We start from the raw sequence: 15,068 nt of genomic DNA on the forward strand, positions 1-15,068 counted from the left end.
ACATACGAATTCCAACATTGCAAGCTATAAAGCCCGCGCTTGCCTTCTCCGCGCTTCCCCGTTAAGGGCGCGCGCTTCCACCGGCTACCGTTGGAATTGCGGGAGCATCGGACCACAAGTCCGGGGCGTCTGGACCGCTAAACTTGAACCGGGCGTGGCCGCAAGCCGCGTCCAGCGACAGAGTGAGACACATGGCAAAGAAGATTACGGGCTATATCAAGCTCCAGGTGCCTGCGGGCTCCGCCAACCCCTCGCCGCCGATCGGTCCGGCGCTGGGTCAGCGCGGCGTGAACATCATGGAGTTCTGCAAGGCGTTCAACGCGGCGACCGGCGAAGTCGAGAAGGGCACCCCCCTTCCCACCGTCATCACCGTCTATGCCGATCGCAGCTTCAGCTTCGAAACGAAGCAGCCGCCGGCCACCTACCTCATCAAGAAGGCCGCGAACCTCAAGTCGGGCTCGAAGGAGCCGGGCAAGATCTCGGCCGGCAAGATCAAGCGCTCGCAGCTCGCCGAAATCGCGACCGCGAAGATGAAGGATCTCAACGCCAACGATCTCGATGCCGCGACGCGCATCATCGAAGGCTCCGCCCGCGCGATGGGCCTCGAAGTGGTGGAGGGCTGAACCCATGGCTAAGCAGACCAAGAAGCAGAAGGCCCTGGCCGGCACCGTCGACCGCGAAAAGCTGTACGGCGTCGATGAAGCCATCGCGCTGGCGCAGAAGAACGCGACCGCAAAGTTCGACGAAACGATCGAAGTCGCGCTGAACCTGGGCGTCGATCCGCGTCACGCCGACCAGATGGTCCGTGGCGTCGTCACCCTGCCCGCCGGCACCGGCAAGACCGTGCGCGTCGGCGTGTTCGCCAAGGGCGCGAAGGCGGACGAAGCCCGTGAAGCGGGTGCGGACGTCGTCGGCGCCGAAGACCTGCTCGAGATCGTTCAGGGCGGCAAGATCGAGTTCGATCGCTGCATCGCGACCCCGGACATGATGGGTCTGGTGGGCCGCCTCGGCAAGGTGCTGGGTCCGAAGGGCCTGATGCCGAACCCGAAGCTCGGCACCGTGACCATGAACGTCGCCGAAGCGGTGAAGGCTGCCAAGGGCGGCCAGGTCGAATATCGCGTCGAAAAGGCCGGCATCATCCATTCGGGCATCGGCAAGGCGTCGTTCTCGGCCGCCGACCTGCGCGCGAACTTCGATGCGCTGGTCGATGCGGTGGTCAAGGCCAAGCCGTCGGGCGCCAAGGGCAAGTATCTGCGCAAGGTCGCGGTCTCGTCCTCGATGGGCCCGGGCGTGAAGGTCGACGTCGCCGAGGTCTCGGCGATCTGATCTTCGCAACCCTGCGAAAATCGAAAAGGGCCGGGGAAACCCGGCCCTTTTTTGTTGCTGACGCGCGCACATCGCCCCCCTCGCCAAGTCCACAAAAATGCGCTAGGGGCCGGTCAAATCCCCGCGACAATCCCGGTTTCGACGCGCTGCCCGCGGGGCGCGCGGCATATTTGTGAGCTTGATGCCTTTTTCGCACCTCCCCACCCGCCTCGCCGAGGCGCTGACCCAGCGCGGCTATACCGCGCTCACCCCGGTCCAGGCCGAAGTGACGCAGGACGACGCGCGCGGCCGCGACCTGCTTGTCTCCGCCCAGACCGGCTCAGGCAAGACCGTCGCCTTCGGTCTCGCCATCGCCGATCAGCTGCTCGACGGCGACACCCTCCCCGCCCCCGGCCTCCCGCTCGCGCTGGTCATCGCACCGACGCGCGAGCTGGCGCTGCAGGTCGCAAAGGAACTCACCTGGCTCTACGCCGCCGCGGGCGCGCGCATCGCCACCTGTGTCGGCGGCATGGACGCCTCGCGTGAGCGGCGCGCGCTGTCGCACGGTACCCATATCGTCGTGGGCACGCCCGGCCGGCTGCGCGACCACCTGGAGCGTGGCGCGCTCGACCTGTCGGGTATCCGTGCCGTCGTCCTCGACGAAGCCGACGAGATGCTCGACATGGGCTTCCGCGAGGAGCTGGAGGCGCTGCTCGACGCCACGCCGTCTGAGCGCCGCACGTTGCTGTTCTCGGCGACCATGCCCAAGCCGATCGTCGCGCTCGCTCGCCGCTACCAGCGCGACGCGCACCGCGTCTCGACCGTGGGCGAGGATCGCGGCCATGGCGACATCAGCTATCAGGCGATCGCCGTCGCCCCATCCGATATCGAGCACGCCGTCATCAACCTGCTGCGCTTCCACGAGGCGGAAACGGCGATGCTGTTCTGCGCGACGCGCGACAATGTCCGCCACCTCCATGCCGGGCTGACCGAGCGCGGGTTCGCCGCGGTCGCGCTGTCGGGCGAGCATAGCCAGAGCGAACGCAACGCCGCGCTTCAGGCGCTGCGCGACCGCCGCGCGCGCGTCTGCGTCGCCACCGACGTCGCCGCGCGCGGCATCGACCTGCCGACGCTGAGCCTGGTCGTCCATGTCGAGCTGCCGCGCGACGCCGAGACGCTTCAGCACCGCTCGGGCCGCACCGGCCGCGCCGGGAAGAAGGGCACCGCCGTGCTCATCGTCCCCTATCCGCGCCGCCGCCGGGTCGAGATGACGCTGAAGCAGGCCAAGATCAACGCCGAGTGGCTGCCGGTCCCCAGCGTCGAGGACATCAAGGCCCGCGACCGCGACCGCCTGATCGAGAAGATCACCGCCCCGGTCGAGCAAGACGAGGACGATCGCGCACTCGCCGCCGAGCTGATGGAAAAGATGACTGCGGAGGATATCGCTGCCGCTCTGGTCCGTGCGCATCGCGCGTCGATGCCCGCGCCCGAGGAATTGATCGACCGCGGCCCGTCCGATCAGCGCGGCCAGGTCCATCGTCCCGGCTTCGACGATACGGTGTGGTTCCGGATGAATATCGGCCGCCGCCAGAATGCCGATCCGCGCTGGATCCTGCCGCTGATCTGTCGTCGCGGCCATGTCACCAAGAGCGAGATCGGTGCGATCCGCATCGGCGCAGGCGAGACGCGCTTTCAGGTGCCGCGCGCGATTGCCGACCGCTTCATGCGCGAAGTCGCCAAGTCGGCAGGTCCGGACGAGGATGTGCTGATCGAGCAGGCCGACGGTCCGCCGCCGCCCGGAACGCGCGGCGATCATGCGCCCAACGATCATCGTCGCCAGCTCAAGCCGCGCGACCATAGCCGCCCGATGCACCGCGCGCGCCCTGCGGGTCCGGGCGGCGGCCAGCCGCCGCGCGCGCCGAAACCCCATCGCGGCAAGCCGCCGAAACGGTGATTTCCAGCCACGCTCGTCACCCCGGCCTTGTGCCGGGGTCCACTGGGCCGCATGTCCCGGTGCTCGCAGCTCCTGCGCTGCACCCGCCACGAGCGTTGGGCAGCGTTGATGAGTGGACCCCGGCACAAGGCCGGGGGGAAGAGCTGTTGGTGGAATATGGACACTTGCGTACCACACCACTCGCGCAAGTGTTGAGAACCAACCGTTCTGAATAGTTGCTCGATTGCGTTCCGCCTGATTCACATGCAAGTTCCCGCCTCGGGGTTTTAGGGGGGAAAGCATGGATTTGGCGACTCGTCTTACTGAGCTGGCGGCGAAGACGCAGCAGCATCGGGAAGTCTTACTCACGGAGCAAGCGGCCAAGACCGCTCTCGTCATGCCATTCATCAACCTGCTGGGTTATGACGTATTCAATCCTTCCGAGGTTGTGCCGGAATACGTCGCGGACGTTGGCACCAAAAAGGGTGAGAAGGTCGACTATGCAATTTGCATCGACGGCAAGCTTTCGATCCTGATTGAGTGCAAGCCCTCTACCGGCGACCTGACGATCAACCACGCATCGCAGCTGTTCCGCTATTTTAGCGTAACGGACGCTCGGCTTGCGATCCTAACGAACGGCGTAATCTATAAGTTTTTCTCTGATCTTGATCAGCCGAACAAGATGGATACGCAGCCGTTCTTTACGCTGAGCTTAGACGCGGTGCGTAAGTCTGACGTGCGTATCCTCGAAAGTTTCACCAAAGCCGGTTTCGATATCGACGCTATCGTGCGTGAGGCATCCAATCTGAAACTTGAATCGCTCGTCCGCAAGGAGCTGGAAAGCGAAATGGGTACGGCATCGGAAGAGTTTGCTCGCCTGATCGCGAAGCGCGTTTATTCAGGCCAGATAACATCGCAGGTGAAGGATAACTTCACGCGGCTCATCGCAAATTCTTTCTCGGCGATTGTGCGTGACCATGTGAATGATCGGCTTACCTCCGCGCTGAATGCCTCGGCTGTTCCCGAACATGACGAGGGACCGGGGGCATCCTCGACGGAAGAGGTTATCACCACCGAGGAAGAAATTAGCGGCTTTAGGATCGTACAGGCCATCGCTTCCAAGCTCATCGATCCCAAGCGGGTCGTTATGCGCGATGCGAAATCCTATTGCGCAGTTCTGCTGGACGACAATAATCGTAAGTCGCTGGCTCGACTTCACTTCAATGGCCTCACGACGAAATATGTCGGGACATTCGACGGCCAGACGGAGACGCGAAACCTAATCAGCGACCTGACTGACATTTATAAGCTCGCGCCACAAATCGAAGCGCGCATCAGCGAGCTTGATAGCAAGAAGGGTGATTAAGCCGCATTCCCAGAGCTGAAATCTACGCTTTCAGGCAATTCAGTCCCGCTGCGATGTATCGAAAGGTTCTCAGCCCGTGCATGAAGAAGCACCGCTGGATGACGGCAAATTTGATAACAATGGCGAGCAATCTGCTTCTGCCCGCTCGATACAGAAGCTCTTCGATGACACGCGCAAACGGCTTGTAGAGACGGGTACGCGAAATCGGCTTGTTCACGTCAACCGTGCGAACACGCGCGGCAATGTTGTGAATATCGTCAATGAGCGTTCCGATGATGTGTGGGCGATCCTCTCGTCAGGCAAAGCCATGCGGTTTCGCGCGCTGGGGCATGATACCCGACGCGGTGATGATGCGTCGGATATTGTCTTGGCGAATGAGGATTTCGATGAGGTCGGAACCGACCGCTACACCGACAACCAGCTAGAGACGCGATTAGGGCCGGATGGACTGGCGAAGAAGCTGCTCAAGATCGCGCGTGAAGCGAAAACGGCAGAGGAAGAGCAAGGCGTCAACATTCTGTACCTCGCTCTCGGATTTCTGACTTGGTTCGAGGACACAACCTCAACCGTGGCGCGCGAAGCTCCGCTAATCCTGTTGCCGGTGGAGCTGGTCCGCAACGCCCGAACCTCAACCTATGACATTAGGTTGCGGGATGATGATTTGATCACAAATCTACCACTGCAACAAAGACTGTCTGAGGATTTCGGGATCAGACTTCCCCCGGTTGAAGTCGGAGATAACTGGAAACCCTCCGATTATTACGCGCAGGTCCAAGGTGTAGTTGCCGACCGCGCGCGATGGAAAATCGACAGCGATGCGATGCAGCTGGGATTTTTCTCGTTTTCAAAGCTTCTGATGTATCTCGACCTCGCACTGGATGCGTGGCCTGACAGCGCGTTGGAGGGCCACGCCCTGACACGCGGGCTATTGTACGAAGGGTTCGATTCCGAACAACCGCTGTTTGGACCCGATGACCGCCTCGATGACATTCTGCCACCTGAAAAGATGTTTCATGTTGTCGATGCGGATTCCAGTCAGGCGCGCGTGATCGAAGAAGTGCGCTCTGGTCGGAACTTGGTCGTTCAGGGGCCACCCGGCACCGGCAAGAGTCAGACCATTACCAATATCATCGCGGCCGCTGCGAAAGAGGGCAAAACCGTCTTATTCGTCGCGGAAAAAATGGCTGCGCTTTCGGTAGTGCACGATCGCTTGGTCAAAGTCGGCCTGCGAGACGTTTGCCTCGAACTGCATTCCAAATCGGCGAACAAAAAGGTTGTACTGGCGGAGATCGCAAGGACGCTCGGTGCCGCGCAAGCCATTCCCGCTATGCCGCAAGCGCCTGTTGCGCTGACAGAAACAAGGGATCGCCTAAACCGGATCGCAGACGCGCTGCACACACCGATTGGTGAAACGGGTGAAACGCCATTCTCCGCGCTCGCCCGCCAAGCTCGCTATATCGGCATGGATGCACCAACGCCGATGTTTGAAGCCGATGCGCTGGCAACGATGCCGAAGGCAAAAGAGCGCGAACTTGCCAACGACCTTCTTGAATTTGGTTCTCTGCTTCAATCCTTGGGTAACCTGCGCTCCCATCCTTTTTGGGAGTCGGCGCGCTCGACCTGCAGCCCGTTGAATTAGGGTCGGGACCCATAAACGGGATTCCCTTGGCGGCTGGGATGTGATTCATGCGCTGCGCCAGCAGGAGCGTGGATTTGAGCGAGTTTTGGTTGAGTGAAGCCCAGTTCGAGCGGCTGCGTCCGCTGCTGCCGGACAAGGTGCGCGGTGTGGCGCGGGTCGATGATCGGCGGGTGATCAGCGGCATCATTCATGTGGTGAAGTCGGGCGGGCGCTGGGTCGACGCGCCGGCCTGCTACGGGCCGAGGAAGACGCTCTACAACCGGTTCGTGCGCTGGGCGGCAAAGGGTGTGTGGCAGGAGCTGTTCGTCACGCTCGCGGCAGCAGGCGGGCCGCCCGCCGAGGTCCTGATCGACAGCACGCATATGAAGGCGCACCGCTCCGCGGGCGGTGGAAAAGGGGGGCGCTCGTCCAGGCGATCGGGATCAGCCGGGGCGGCCGCAACAGCAAGCTCCACGCGCTCACCGACGGCGAAGGTCGGCCGCTCCGCTTCCTGCTGACCGGTGGCCAGGTCGCCGACTGCCGCGCAGCCGATGTGTTGCTCGATGATCTCGCGCCGCGCACCATCGTGCTCGCGGACAAGGCTTACGACAGCAATGCGATCCGCGACCTGATCGAGCGGCAGGGTGCCGTTCCGAACATCCCCTCCAAGACGAACCGCCGCTGGAAAAGCTGCTTCTCCAAGACGCTCTACAAGGGCCGCAACGCCGTCGAGCGCATGTTCTGCCGCCTCAAGGATTATCGCCGCATCGCCACCCGCTACGACAAGCTCGCCACCAACTTCCTCAGCGCCATCTACCTCGCCGCAGCCGTCACATGGTGGTTATGAGTCCCGACCCTAGCAATTAACAACCGACGAAAGGATAGACTGATGATCGACAAGTATCAGGTGTTCGCTTCCTTCGCCCCCGGCGGGTGCGATGGAGATGGGAGCTGCGGCAACGGCCAAAGTGGTAGCGTAGGCTGCGGCCATTGATCCGCTAGCCTTGTGATTAAAGTCGCGCCGCCAATCTTGGCGGCGCGACTCCTATCTGTACCGATGCACCGGAATAGCTGCGAAGTGCAGCCAGAAATTATGAGCACTCAGGGCGTGGTAGCCCCATGCCTACTCGATGCTTATAGTTCTTCCCCCGGCACAAGGCCGGGGTGACGATGTGTGGACCGCAGCATGACCACCCTCCACATCCTCGTCGATGCAGACGCCTGCCCGGTAAAGGACGAGATCTACAAGGTCGCGTGGCGGCGCGAAGTGCCCGTCACGATCGTCGCCAACAGCTTCATCCGCATCCCCGATCACCCGCTGATCGCGCGCGAGATCGTTTCGGACGGCTTCGACGCTGCGGACGACTGGATCGCCGAGCGTGCCGGGCCGAAAACGGTGGTCATCACCGCCGACATCCTGCTTGCGGACCGCTGCCTCAAGGCCGGGGCAGCGGTGCTCGCGCCCAATGGCAAACCCTTTACCACCAGCTCGATCGGTGCTGCCATCGCCACCCGCGCGATCATGGCCGATCTGCGCGCGGGCGGCGACCAGATCGGCGGCCCCGCTCCCTTCGCCAAGCAGGACCGCTCGCGCTTCCTCTCGGCACTCGACGAGGCTTTGAACCGGCTGGCGCGACTAGGCTGACGCTTACTCAAAATGCAATCGCGGTCGTTACGGCTGCGTGATAGCGATCCCGACTCTGATCTGGAGGCGCGCATGACCGAGACGAGGATCACCCACCCCGACGGAACCGGAATCAACCTGCACAGCTGGCCGCTCGCCGACGCCAAGGCCGTCGTCATCCTCCAGCACGGCTTCAATGCGCATGGCGGGCACATGCAATGGCCGGCGGAACAGCTCAACGCGGCGGGCTATGCCTGTTACGCGGTCGATCTGCGCGGGCGCGGCAAGTCGGACGGCGAACGCTATTTCGTCGAGGATTTCGGCGACTATCTCTCTGACCTGCAACTCGCCCTCGACCGCGCCCGCGCCGACCATCCGGGCCTTCCCATCTTCCTGATGGGCCATAGCGCGGGCGGGGTGATCGCGACCAGCTATGCGCTCAAGCATCAGGCGCAGCTCGCCGGGCTGATCTGCCATAGCTTCGCCTTCCGCGTGCCCGCGCCACGCTTCGCGCTCAACCTGCTGCAATGGATCGGCGGCTTCCTGCCCCGCCTCGGCGTGCTCAAGCTCAAGAACGCCGATTTCTCGCGCGATCCGACGCATGTCGCGATGATGGACGCCGACCCGCTGATCGCCGACGAGACCCAGCCCGCGCGGACGGTGGGCGAGATGTGGAGGGCCGACAAGCGCCTTGAAGTGGCGTTCGGCGCCTTTTCGATGCCGATCCTGATCATTCATGGCACCGAGGATCACGCCACCCTGCCCGCGGGCAGCCAGTTTTTCTTCGACCGCGCCGGATCGGCGGACAAGACGCTCAAACTCTATGACGGTCATTATCACGATCTGCTCGCCGACACCGGCAAGGAAAAGGTGATGGCCGACATCCAGAGTTGGATCGCGGCGCGGCTGCCTGCGCCGAACTGACGGCGGGAAGCGGGTGACATTCACCCGCGCCCGCCCTATCATCGGCGTCACCGGTGACAAGGAAGCAGTTTTCGATGTTTGCACGACCCGGGCCGCGTCTGGTCGCGGCCTCTCTGGCGCTTGCAGCCGCCGCACCCGTGCTGGCGCAGACGGCGGCACCTTCGCCCTCACCGTCGCCCAGCGCGACGCCGACCGGCGCGCCGCTTCAGGTCCAGCCGCTTCCGACTCCCTTGCCCCTGCCGACCGTGACGGCGGATCAGGCGGAGCAACTGCGCCGCCTGATCGTGCAGGGCCGCATCGCGCACGGACTGCGCTATTCGACCCAGGCGGCGGAAATCCTTCCCACCGACGATGTCGGCCTCGTCCGCGCCGCGCTCGATTATGCCCGCGCGATCCATATCGGTCGCCTCGACACCGCCGATTTCCAGGAGGATTGGGCGCTGCGCCCCGCCGCATGGGATCCGCAGCCCGGCTTCACCCGCGCGCTGGCGGAGAACCGCCTGACACAATGGTTCGCCGATCTCGCCCCGCCCTATGAGGGCTATGAGACGCTGCGCGCCGGGCTTGCCCGCTACCGCCTGATCGAATCCGCGGGCGGCTGGAGCGCGATTGCCGCCGGCCCCGACATGAGCGTCGGGGCGACCGGCCCGCGCGTCGCGGCGCTGCGCGCCCGGCTCGCGGTTGAAGATGACGGCGTCGCGCGGCTCGGCGACAGCTTCGACGCCGAACTCAAGGAAGCCGTGGTCCGCGCCCAGCGCCGCTATGGCCTCAATCCCACCGGCACCGTTTCCAGCGGCACGCTGGGCGCGCTCAACGTTCCGGTCGAGGGGCGCATCCGCCAGATCATGGCAAACATGGAACGCTGGCGCTGGATGCCCAAGACGATGCCGACCGACCGGGTTCAGGTGAATATCGCCTCGGCCAGCGTCGCAGTGTTCGAGGGCGACCGCCCGGTAATGTCGATGCGCGGCGTGACGGGCAAGCCGGGCGGCGGCGAGACGCCAATGCTCGTTTCGAACATCCACTCGGTGGTGGTGAACCCGCCCTGGAACGTTCCCGCCGGAATCGCCGCGCGTGAGCTGTTCCCGAAGGGCGAAGCCTATCTGGCGCGCAACGGGTTCAAGATCATCGGCACCGGTGCCAACCGCCGCCTGCAACAGGCTCCCTCGCACTCGGCGCTGGGCAAGTTCAAGTTCGACTTCAACAATCCCTTCGCGGTCTATCTGCACGACACGCCGACCAAGGGCACCTTCTCGCGCTTCGACCGCCTCGCCAGCCATGGCTGCATCCGGCTCGAACGGCCTGCGGAGCTCGCCAATCTGCTGCTGACCGGCGACCCGGTATGGACGCCGGAAAAGATCGCCGAGACCGTCGCCGGGGGCAAGACCACCCGCGTGCCGCTGCAAAAGCAGGTCGCGGTCTATCTGCTCTACTGGACCGCCTATGGCAGCGCGAGCGGGACGATGAACTTCCGCGGCGATCCCTATAACTGGGACAAGACGCTCGCATCGAAGATCGAGGCGCGATCGGCCACCCAGGCCCAGTCGGCGCGCTAAGCAACAAGGGGAGAAAGCCAATGAACCGCCGCACGATCCAACTCGCCACCGCCCTCGCCGCCGCAGCCGCGCTCGCAGCCTGCTCGGGCGCGTCGGAGGAAGCCGCGCCCGCCGAAAATGCCGTCAACGCGATGGAGCTGACCGAAGACCTGCCGGCGGACGAGAATGTCACCGAAACGGCACCGTTGACCACCGACAACGCCACGGCTCCCGCCCCGGTCGCCGAACCGGCGGCCCCCGACGAAGCGCAGATTCAGGACGACGCCGAATCGGTCGGCATGACCGCCCGCGTCCAGCGCGGCGACAGCTCGGGCAACCAGGCCGCCCCGGCGGAGTGACACTGTTAATCCTCCCCCGCCAGGGGGAGGTGGCGCCGAAGGCGACGGAGGGGAGGAAGCACTGCGGCTTGAGCCTTAAGGGCATCGCCGTCCTCCCCCTCCGTCAGCTGCGCTGACACCTCCCCCTTGCGGGGGAGGATTGGACTACCCCCACACTTGACTCCTGTCCCCCACCCGCTATGAGCGCGCCTTCGCATCACCGGGCAACCGGTGCGCGTTCCGTCCGAGACAGTGGGTGTGCGGCATTTGGCCGCACTTAATTTCCCGCCAAGACGGGGACAGAGATTTACGCCGGTCGTATCCGCATTGCGGAGCCTCCGGGTCAGCCCGCCGGACCCTTCCGGCCCTGACGATCATGCCCCCACGGACAATGGGGATCGGGCAGCCGCCCGGTTCCTGGCGTAACCGCTCCGGCCCTGGCCGGGGCATAGTGAGGAGACAGGCATGGATCGTTCTCAGAAGACCCAGGCCGTTGCCGAGCTGAACAGCACCTTCAACGAGGTCGCAGTGGTGGTCGTCACCCGCAACCTCGGGATGACCGTCAAGCAGTCGACGGACCTCCGTAACAAGGCGCGTGAAGCTGGCGCGAGCTACAAGGTCGCAAAGAACCGCCTTGCCAAGATCGCGATCGAAGGCACCGATTACTCGGTGCTCGCGGACCTGCTGACGGGTCCGACGGCGCTTTCCTATTCGACCGATCCGGTCGCCGCCGCCAAGGTGGTGACGGATTTCGCCAAGACGAACGACAAGCTCGAAATCGTCGGCGGCGCAATGGGAAGCATGCTGCTCGACGCGGAAGGCGTGAAGGCACTCGCATCGCTGCCTTCGCTCGACGAACTGCGCGGCAAGATTGTCGGCCTGCTTCAGGCCCCGGCAGCCAAGCTCGCGTCGATCACCCAGGCACCCGCGGCGCAGCTCGCCCGCGTGTTCAATGCCTATGCGGAGAAGGACGCGGCCTGAGCCGACGTCCATTTGCGATTTTTCGAACCAATCTGAATTTTTGAAGGGAATATCAAATGGCTGACCTGAACGCTCTTGTTGACCAGCTGTCGGAACTGACCGTCCTCGAAGCCGCTGAGCTGTCGAAGCTCCTCGAAGAGAAGTGGGGCGTCAGCGCCGCTGCTCCGGTCGCGGTTGCTGCTGCTGGCGGCGCTGCCGGCGGCGCGGCTCCGGCTGCTGAAGAGCAGACCGAGTTCGACGTGATCCTCACCGGCGACGGTGGCAAGAAGATCAACGTCATCAAGGAAGTCCGCGCCATCACCAACCTCGGCCTGACCGAAGCGAAGGCTCTCGTCGAGGGCGCGCCGAAGGCCGTCAAGGAAGGCGTGTCGAAGGACGAAGCCGAGAAGCTCAAGAAGCAGCTCGAAGAAGCCGGCGCGACCGTCGAGATCAAGTAATCTCGCGGCTGCATCAGCAGCTTATGAAGGGGGCGGTCCGGCAACGGGCCGCCCCTTTTCGTTGGGCGGCTGCCTCGTTGAGGCGAGCTGCAAAAATCCTCTCCGGCACGGGGAGGTGGCAGCGCGCAGCGCTGACGGAGGGGGCCCGAGCCGTCGGATTCCCTTGCCTCGGGCCCCCTCCACCAGCTTCGCTGGTCCGCCTCCCCGTTCGGGGGAGGATTCAGTTACCCCACATCCTTCGGTACATACCGCTTCGCCGCCAACCGCCCGAAGCCATCCGCCGCCCGCTCGACCCAAAGCGGCCCCAGCCTATCGCTGCCCGGCGCGGGCACGGTGCCGACCATGAAGCAATCGCGCAGCGTGCGGATCGAAAGTCCGGCATACCATTTGAGCGCGACTGGCAGGATCGGCACGAACATCGGCTTGCCCTGGACATTGACCACCCGCATCTGGTCGGCCGCCTGGCTGACCTGGCCCTTCAGCATGTGGATGCCACCCGGCGCGATGCTGAACGGTTCCGACCCCGGCGCCATCCGCGCCGCGCCATGGAAGCCCGCAATCTGCGCGTCCTGATCCGGGTTGGCCGAAAATAGCGCGAGCACCGCGCGGACATTGTCGGCGGACTCCGGCCCCCGATTCTGGATGTAGAGCTCGAAATCGATGCTCACCATCCCGTCACGGATTGCCGCGCGCAGCGGGCGGATTTCGGTCACCAGCGGCCCCGGCGGTGGCGGCACCGGCGCGACTGGCGCAGCAGGTGCCGGCCGCGGAGCGGGCGCGGCGGGTTGCGGCGCGGGGCGCGGCGGCGCGGGCGGGCTGGCCACCCCGGCACGCGCCGGCGGTCCCGGTGTCGGCGGCGACGCGACCACCGGAGTTTCGGCCACCTCCACCTCATCCACCGCTTCGCGACGACGACGGCGGCGACCGGCAATCGCAAGCCCGCCAATCAGTCCCACCGCCAACGCGGCTGTCGCAGCGAGAGCGGGCCAGAGCCAGGCATCAAGGGCCTCGACCGTCGCCCCAAGGCCGTCACTCTGCACGGCCGCTGGAGCCTGGGCATCAGGAGATACCGCCGGGCTCGGCCCCGGCTGTGGCGTCGCCACCGCCGTAAAGTCGGACGGCCCGAACCGGGTTGGGCTCGGCTGCGGCGCTGGCTGCCCGGTTGGCTGTACACCTGGCTGCGGCGTCACCACCGGGGTCGGCTGTGCCGTCGTCGCACGCGGCGTGGGCGTCGCGCGCGGCGGGATCGGCACCGGCGTCACCGTCGGCTGCGGCGCGGGAGCCGAAGTCGGCGTCGACGTCGGCGTCGGGGTCGGCGTCGGACGCGGCGTCGGATTGGGGTTGATGTCGAAATCCCCGATCGGCGGCGTAATCACCGTCGGTCGCTGCGCCTCCTGGCCAACAGCGGGGCTCGCAAGCAACAGGATCGTGGTCAGCGCGGTGGTCGCGCGAAGGGTCAACGCAGTCACGCGCCGCGCCTAGCATGGAGAAGGCGGACCCGCGCACCAAAAAATGCGCAGGCCCGCCCGAAAAGCGACCCGCCCCGGCGCAAACCGGGACGGGCATTGTGATAAGGCATCAAAGCTTGGCCGGTACTCCGACCAGTTCGGCCTCGACATCGACGTACATCGACGGATCGTCCTGGATCGCGATCGGCTCCAGATGCGTGCCACCATTGACGCGCCCGATGCGGAACGCTGCAGCGGTGCGCCCCTCGCGCCCGTCGGGCAGGCGGTAGCGGGCATCGGCGACCAGCACCGGGGTAAACCCGTCATCGTCGCCCGCGATCGCATCGACCGCGTCGCGCGGCATCGTCAGCATGGCCTCCAGCGTCGTGCCGTCCCCCGGCGCGATCGTCGCGGCGGGCAGGCTCGAATCCGTGGGCGGATTGCTCAGCATCCGCTCGATTTCGCTCTGCTGTGCGCCGTGCTCGCCCAGCATGAACGCGCCAATCTGCACGTCCTTCGCAGGCGCACCACCCGCATTGGCGACGGTGAGCTCGAACCCCACCGTAGCACCACGCCGGCTCATGCCAGCCCGGATCGGACGCATCGCGAGCTCGAGCTGCGGACGACCGCCCGCCGGCTTTGCACCGCCAAGCACTGCGGCAACATCCGCCGGGTCGGCATCGGACAGCGCCGCATTCTCCAGTGCGGGCTTCGCTTCATCATGCTTGGGCGTAACCGGCTTCGCATCCGGCGCGAGGCGCTCTGCAAGCTCCCGCTCATGACGCGGCGCGATGAACGCTGGCGCAGCAGCGACCGGATTGGCAACCGGACGCTGGATCACCGGATCGGGCATGCGACGTTCGATCACCGGTTCACGGGCCGACTCGACCGGCGCAGCGACCACGACCTCATCCTCGATATAGGGCTCGTCCGAACGACGACGACGCAGCAGCATCGCGGCAGCGATCAGCGCGGCAACACCGCCCAGCGCAGCCAGGATCAGCCACATCGTGCCGCCATCGCCCGGCGCGGCCTCGATCGGTGCGGGCGCGGTTTCGGTCACCGGATCGACGACCGGCGGCGCAGTCTGCGCAACGGGATCCGCCGAGGTAGGCGCGGCAGGCGTGATCTCAGGCGCAGCAACGGGGGGCTGGGATCGGAGCCGCAGCGGGGGTCGCACGCTGCGGCGTTTCTACCGCGCGGGTCGGACGAGCCGGAGCTTCGGCGCGTCGCGCAGCGGCACGCTCGCGCGCCTCCTGCTCGGCCTGCTCGGCGACGCCGGGAGCAATCGTTGTGCGCGACTCCCCGCTCGGCGGGGTTTGCGCGACTGGGGTCTGGACCGGAGGTGGAGTGACGGGCTGTGGTGCCGGAGCCGGAGCAGGCTGGGCCGGGGCCAGCACGGTCGGCGGGGTCACCGTCTCCTGCGCCAGGGCGGTTGCGGGGAGAGCGGCGGCGGCGAAAAGCAGCGCCACTGCTCGGCGAAGCGCGGGTCGCGCATGATGTGCTGTGTGGGTCATAACGGGGGGTCAACAAGTGGAACCCGCGATTCGTCGCAGCTA

General features: G+C 65.2%; 15 protein-coding genes. 12 read left to right on the plus strand and 3 right to left on the minus strand.

Annotated elements, in window-relative coordinates:
• Positions 1-191: 191 nt before the first annotated feature.
• The 12 genes from rplK to rplL all read left to right on the plus strand — a co-directional run bounded on the left by rplK (position 192) and on the right by rplL (position 12,061).
• On the plus strand, positions 192-623 hold the full coding sequence (gene rplK, locus LRS08_RS02525; protein ID WP_257845045.1) for a 50S ribosomal protein L11: 432 nt from the start codon (positions 192-194) through the stop codon (positions 621-623).
• Between the two features lie 4 nt (positions 624-627).
• Positions 628-1,326 (plus strand): 50S ribosomal protein L1, encoded by a 699-nt coding sequence (gene rplA / locus LRS08_RS02530; RefSeq protein ID WP_257845044.1) that lies wholly within the window; start codon positions 628-630, stop codon positions 1,324-1,326.
• 181 nt (positions 1,327-1,507) lie between these two features.
• Positions 1,508-3,259, plus strand: a complete 1,752-nt coding sequence (locus LRS08_RS02535; protein ID WP_260481635.1) for a DEAD/DEAH box helicase — start codon at positions 1,508-1,510, stop codon at positions 3,257-3,259.
• A gap of 280 nt (positions 3,260-3,539) precedes the next feature.
• On the plus strand, positions 3,540-4,604 hold the full coding sequence (locus tag LRS08_RS02540) for a type I restriction endonuclease (protein WP_257845043.1): 1,065 nt from the start codon (positions 3,540-3,542) through the stop codon (positions 4,602-4,604).
• Positions 4,605-4,680: 76 nt separating this feature from the next.
• Positions 4,681-6,243, plus strand: a complete 1,563-nt coding sequence (locus LRS08_RS02545) for a DUF4011 domain-containing protein (protein WP_257845042.1) — start codon at positions 4,681-4,683, stop codon at positions 6,241-6,243.
• A gap of 47 nt (positions 6,244-6,290) precedes the next feature.
• A protein-coding gene (locus tag LRS08_RS02550) for an IS5 family transposase (RefSeq protein ID WP_374580061.1) occupies positions 6,291-7,069 on the plus strand; the annotation gives its coding sequence in 2 pieces (ribosomal slippage) (positions 6,291-6,648 and positions 6,648-7,069; 780 coding nt in all).
• Positions 7,070-7,408: 339 nt separating this feature from the next.
• The gene (locus LRS08_RS02555) at positions 7,409-7,867 is read left to right on the plus strand and encodes a YaiI/YqxD family protein (RefSeq protein WP_257845041.1); all 459 of its coding nucleotides are present in this window, start codon (positions 7,409-7,411) and stop codon (positions 7,865-7,867) included.
• Positions 7,868-7,939: 72 nt separating this feature from the next.
• Positions 7,940-8,770, plus strand: a complete 831-nt coding sequence (locus tag LRS08_RS02560) for an alpha/beta hydrolase (protein ID WP_257845040.1) — start codon at positions 7,940-7,942, stop codon at positions 8,768-8,770.
• A gap of 74 nt (positions 8,771-8,844) precedes the next feature.
• Positions 8,845-10,326: a murein L,D-transpeptidase gene (locus LRS08_RS02565; protein ID WP_257845039.1), complete on the plus strand. Its 1,482-nt coding sequence runs from the start codon at positions 8,845-8,847 to the stop codon at positions 10,324-10,326.
• A gap of 20 nt (positions 10,327-10,346) precedes the next feature.
• Positions 10,347-10,664: a hypothetical protein gene (locus LRS08_RS02570; protein WP_257845038.1), complete on the plus strand. Its 318-nt coding sequence runs from the start codon at positions 10,347-10,349 to the stop codon at positions 10,662-10,664.
• Between the two features lie 444 nt (positions 10,665-11,108).
• A complete protein-coding gene (gene rplJ, locus LRS08_RS02575; RefSeq protein WP_257845037.1) occupies positions 11,109-11,624 on the plus strand; it encodes a 50S ribosomal protein L10 in 516 nt (171 codons plus the stop codon).
• A 56-nt stretch (positions 11,625-11,680) separates the two neighbouring features.
• Entirely contained in the window at positions 11,681-12,061 is a 381-nt protein-coding gene (gene rplL / locus LRS08_RS02580) for a 50S ribosomal protein L7/L12 (RefSeq protein WP_257845036.1), read from the plus strand.
• Between the two features lie 224 nt (positions 12,062-12,285).
• On the opposite strand, the gene LRS08_RS02585 is transcribed toward rplL, so the two are convergent.
• The 3 genes from LRS08_RS02585 to LRS08_RS02595 all read right to left on the minus strand — a co-directional run bounded on the left by LRS08_RS02585 (position 12,286) and on the right by LRS08_RS02595 (position 14,981).
• Positions 12,286-13,530, minus strand: a complete 1,245-nt coding sequence (locus tag LRS08_RS02585; RefSeq protein WP_257845035.1) for a hypothetical protein — start codon at positions 13,528-13,530, stop codon at positions 12,286-12,288.
• 109 nt (positions 13,531-13,639) lie between these two features.
• Positions 13,640-14,572 carry a hypothetical protein gene (locus LRS08_RS02590; RefSeq protein WP_260481292.1) on the minus strand — a complete coding sequence of 311 codons (933 nt, stop codon included), beginning with the start codon at positions 14,570-14,572 and terminating at the stop codon, positions 13,640-13,642.
• 67 nt (positions 14,573-14,639) lie between these two features.
• Complete coding sequence (locus LRS08_RS02595) at positions 14,640-14,981, minus strand: hypothetical protein (protein WP_260481293.1); 342 nt, start codon at positions 14,979-14,981, stop codon at positions 14,640-14,642.
• Positions 14,982-15,068 lie beyond the last annotated feature (87 nt).

The organism is Sphingomonas sp. J315 (genome assembly GCF_024666595.1).
Classification (GTDB): Bacteria; Pseudomonadota; Alphaproteobacteria; order Sphingomonadales; family Sphingomonadaceae; genus Sphingomonas.

What these genes read in the sequence shown, in the direction of transcription:
- LRS08_RS02555 (WP_257845041.1), top strand. Translation starts at nt 7,409, where the DNA reads ATGACCACCCTCCACATCCTCGTCGATGCAGACGCCTGCCCGGTAAAG.
- rplJ (WP_257845037.1), top strand. Translation starts at nt 11,109, where the DNA reads ATGGATCGTTCTCAGAAGACCCAGGCCGTTGCCGAGCTGAACAGCACC.
- LRS08_RS02540 (WP_257845043.1), top strand. Translation starts at nt 3,540, where the DNA reads ATGGATTTGGCGACTCGTCTTACTGAGCTGGCGGCGAAGACGCAGCAG.
- rplA (WP_257845044.1), top strand. Translation starts at nt 628, where the DNA reads ATGGCTAAGCAGACCAAGAAGCAGAAGGCCCTGGCCGGCACCGTCGAC.
- LRS08_RS02535 (WP_260481635.1), top strand. Translation starts at nt 1,508, where the DNA reads ATGCCTTTTTCGCACCTCCCCACCCGCCTCGCCGAGGCGCTGACCCAG.
- rplL (WP_257845036.1), top strand. Translation starts at nt 11,681, where the DNA reads ATGGCTGACCTGAACGCTCTTGTTGACCAGCTGTCGGAACTGACCGTC.
- LRS08_RS02565 (WP_257845039.1), top strand. Translation starts at nt 8,845, where the DNA reads ATGTTTGCACGACCCGGGCCGCGTCTGGTCGCGGCCTCTCTGGCGCTT.
- rplK (WP_257845045.1), top strand. Translation starts at nt 192, where the DNA reads ATGGCAAAGAAGATTACGGGCTATATCAAGCTCCAGGTGCCTGCGGGC.
- LRS08_RS02560 (WP_257845040.1), top strand. Translation starts at nt 7,940, where the DNA reads ATGACCGAGACGAGGATCACCCACCCCGACGGAACCGGAATCAACCTG.
- LRS08_RS02570 (WP_257845038.1), top strand. Translation starts at nt 10,347, where the DNA reads ATGAACCGCCGCACGATCCAACTCGCCACCGCCCTCGCCGCCGCAGCC.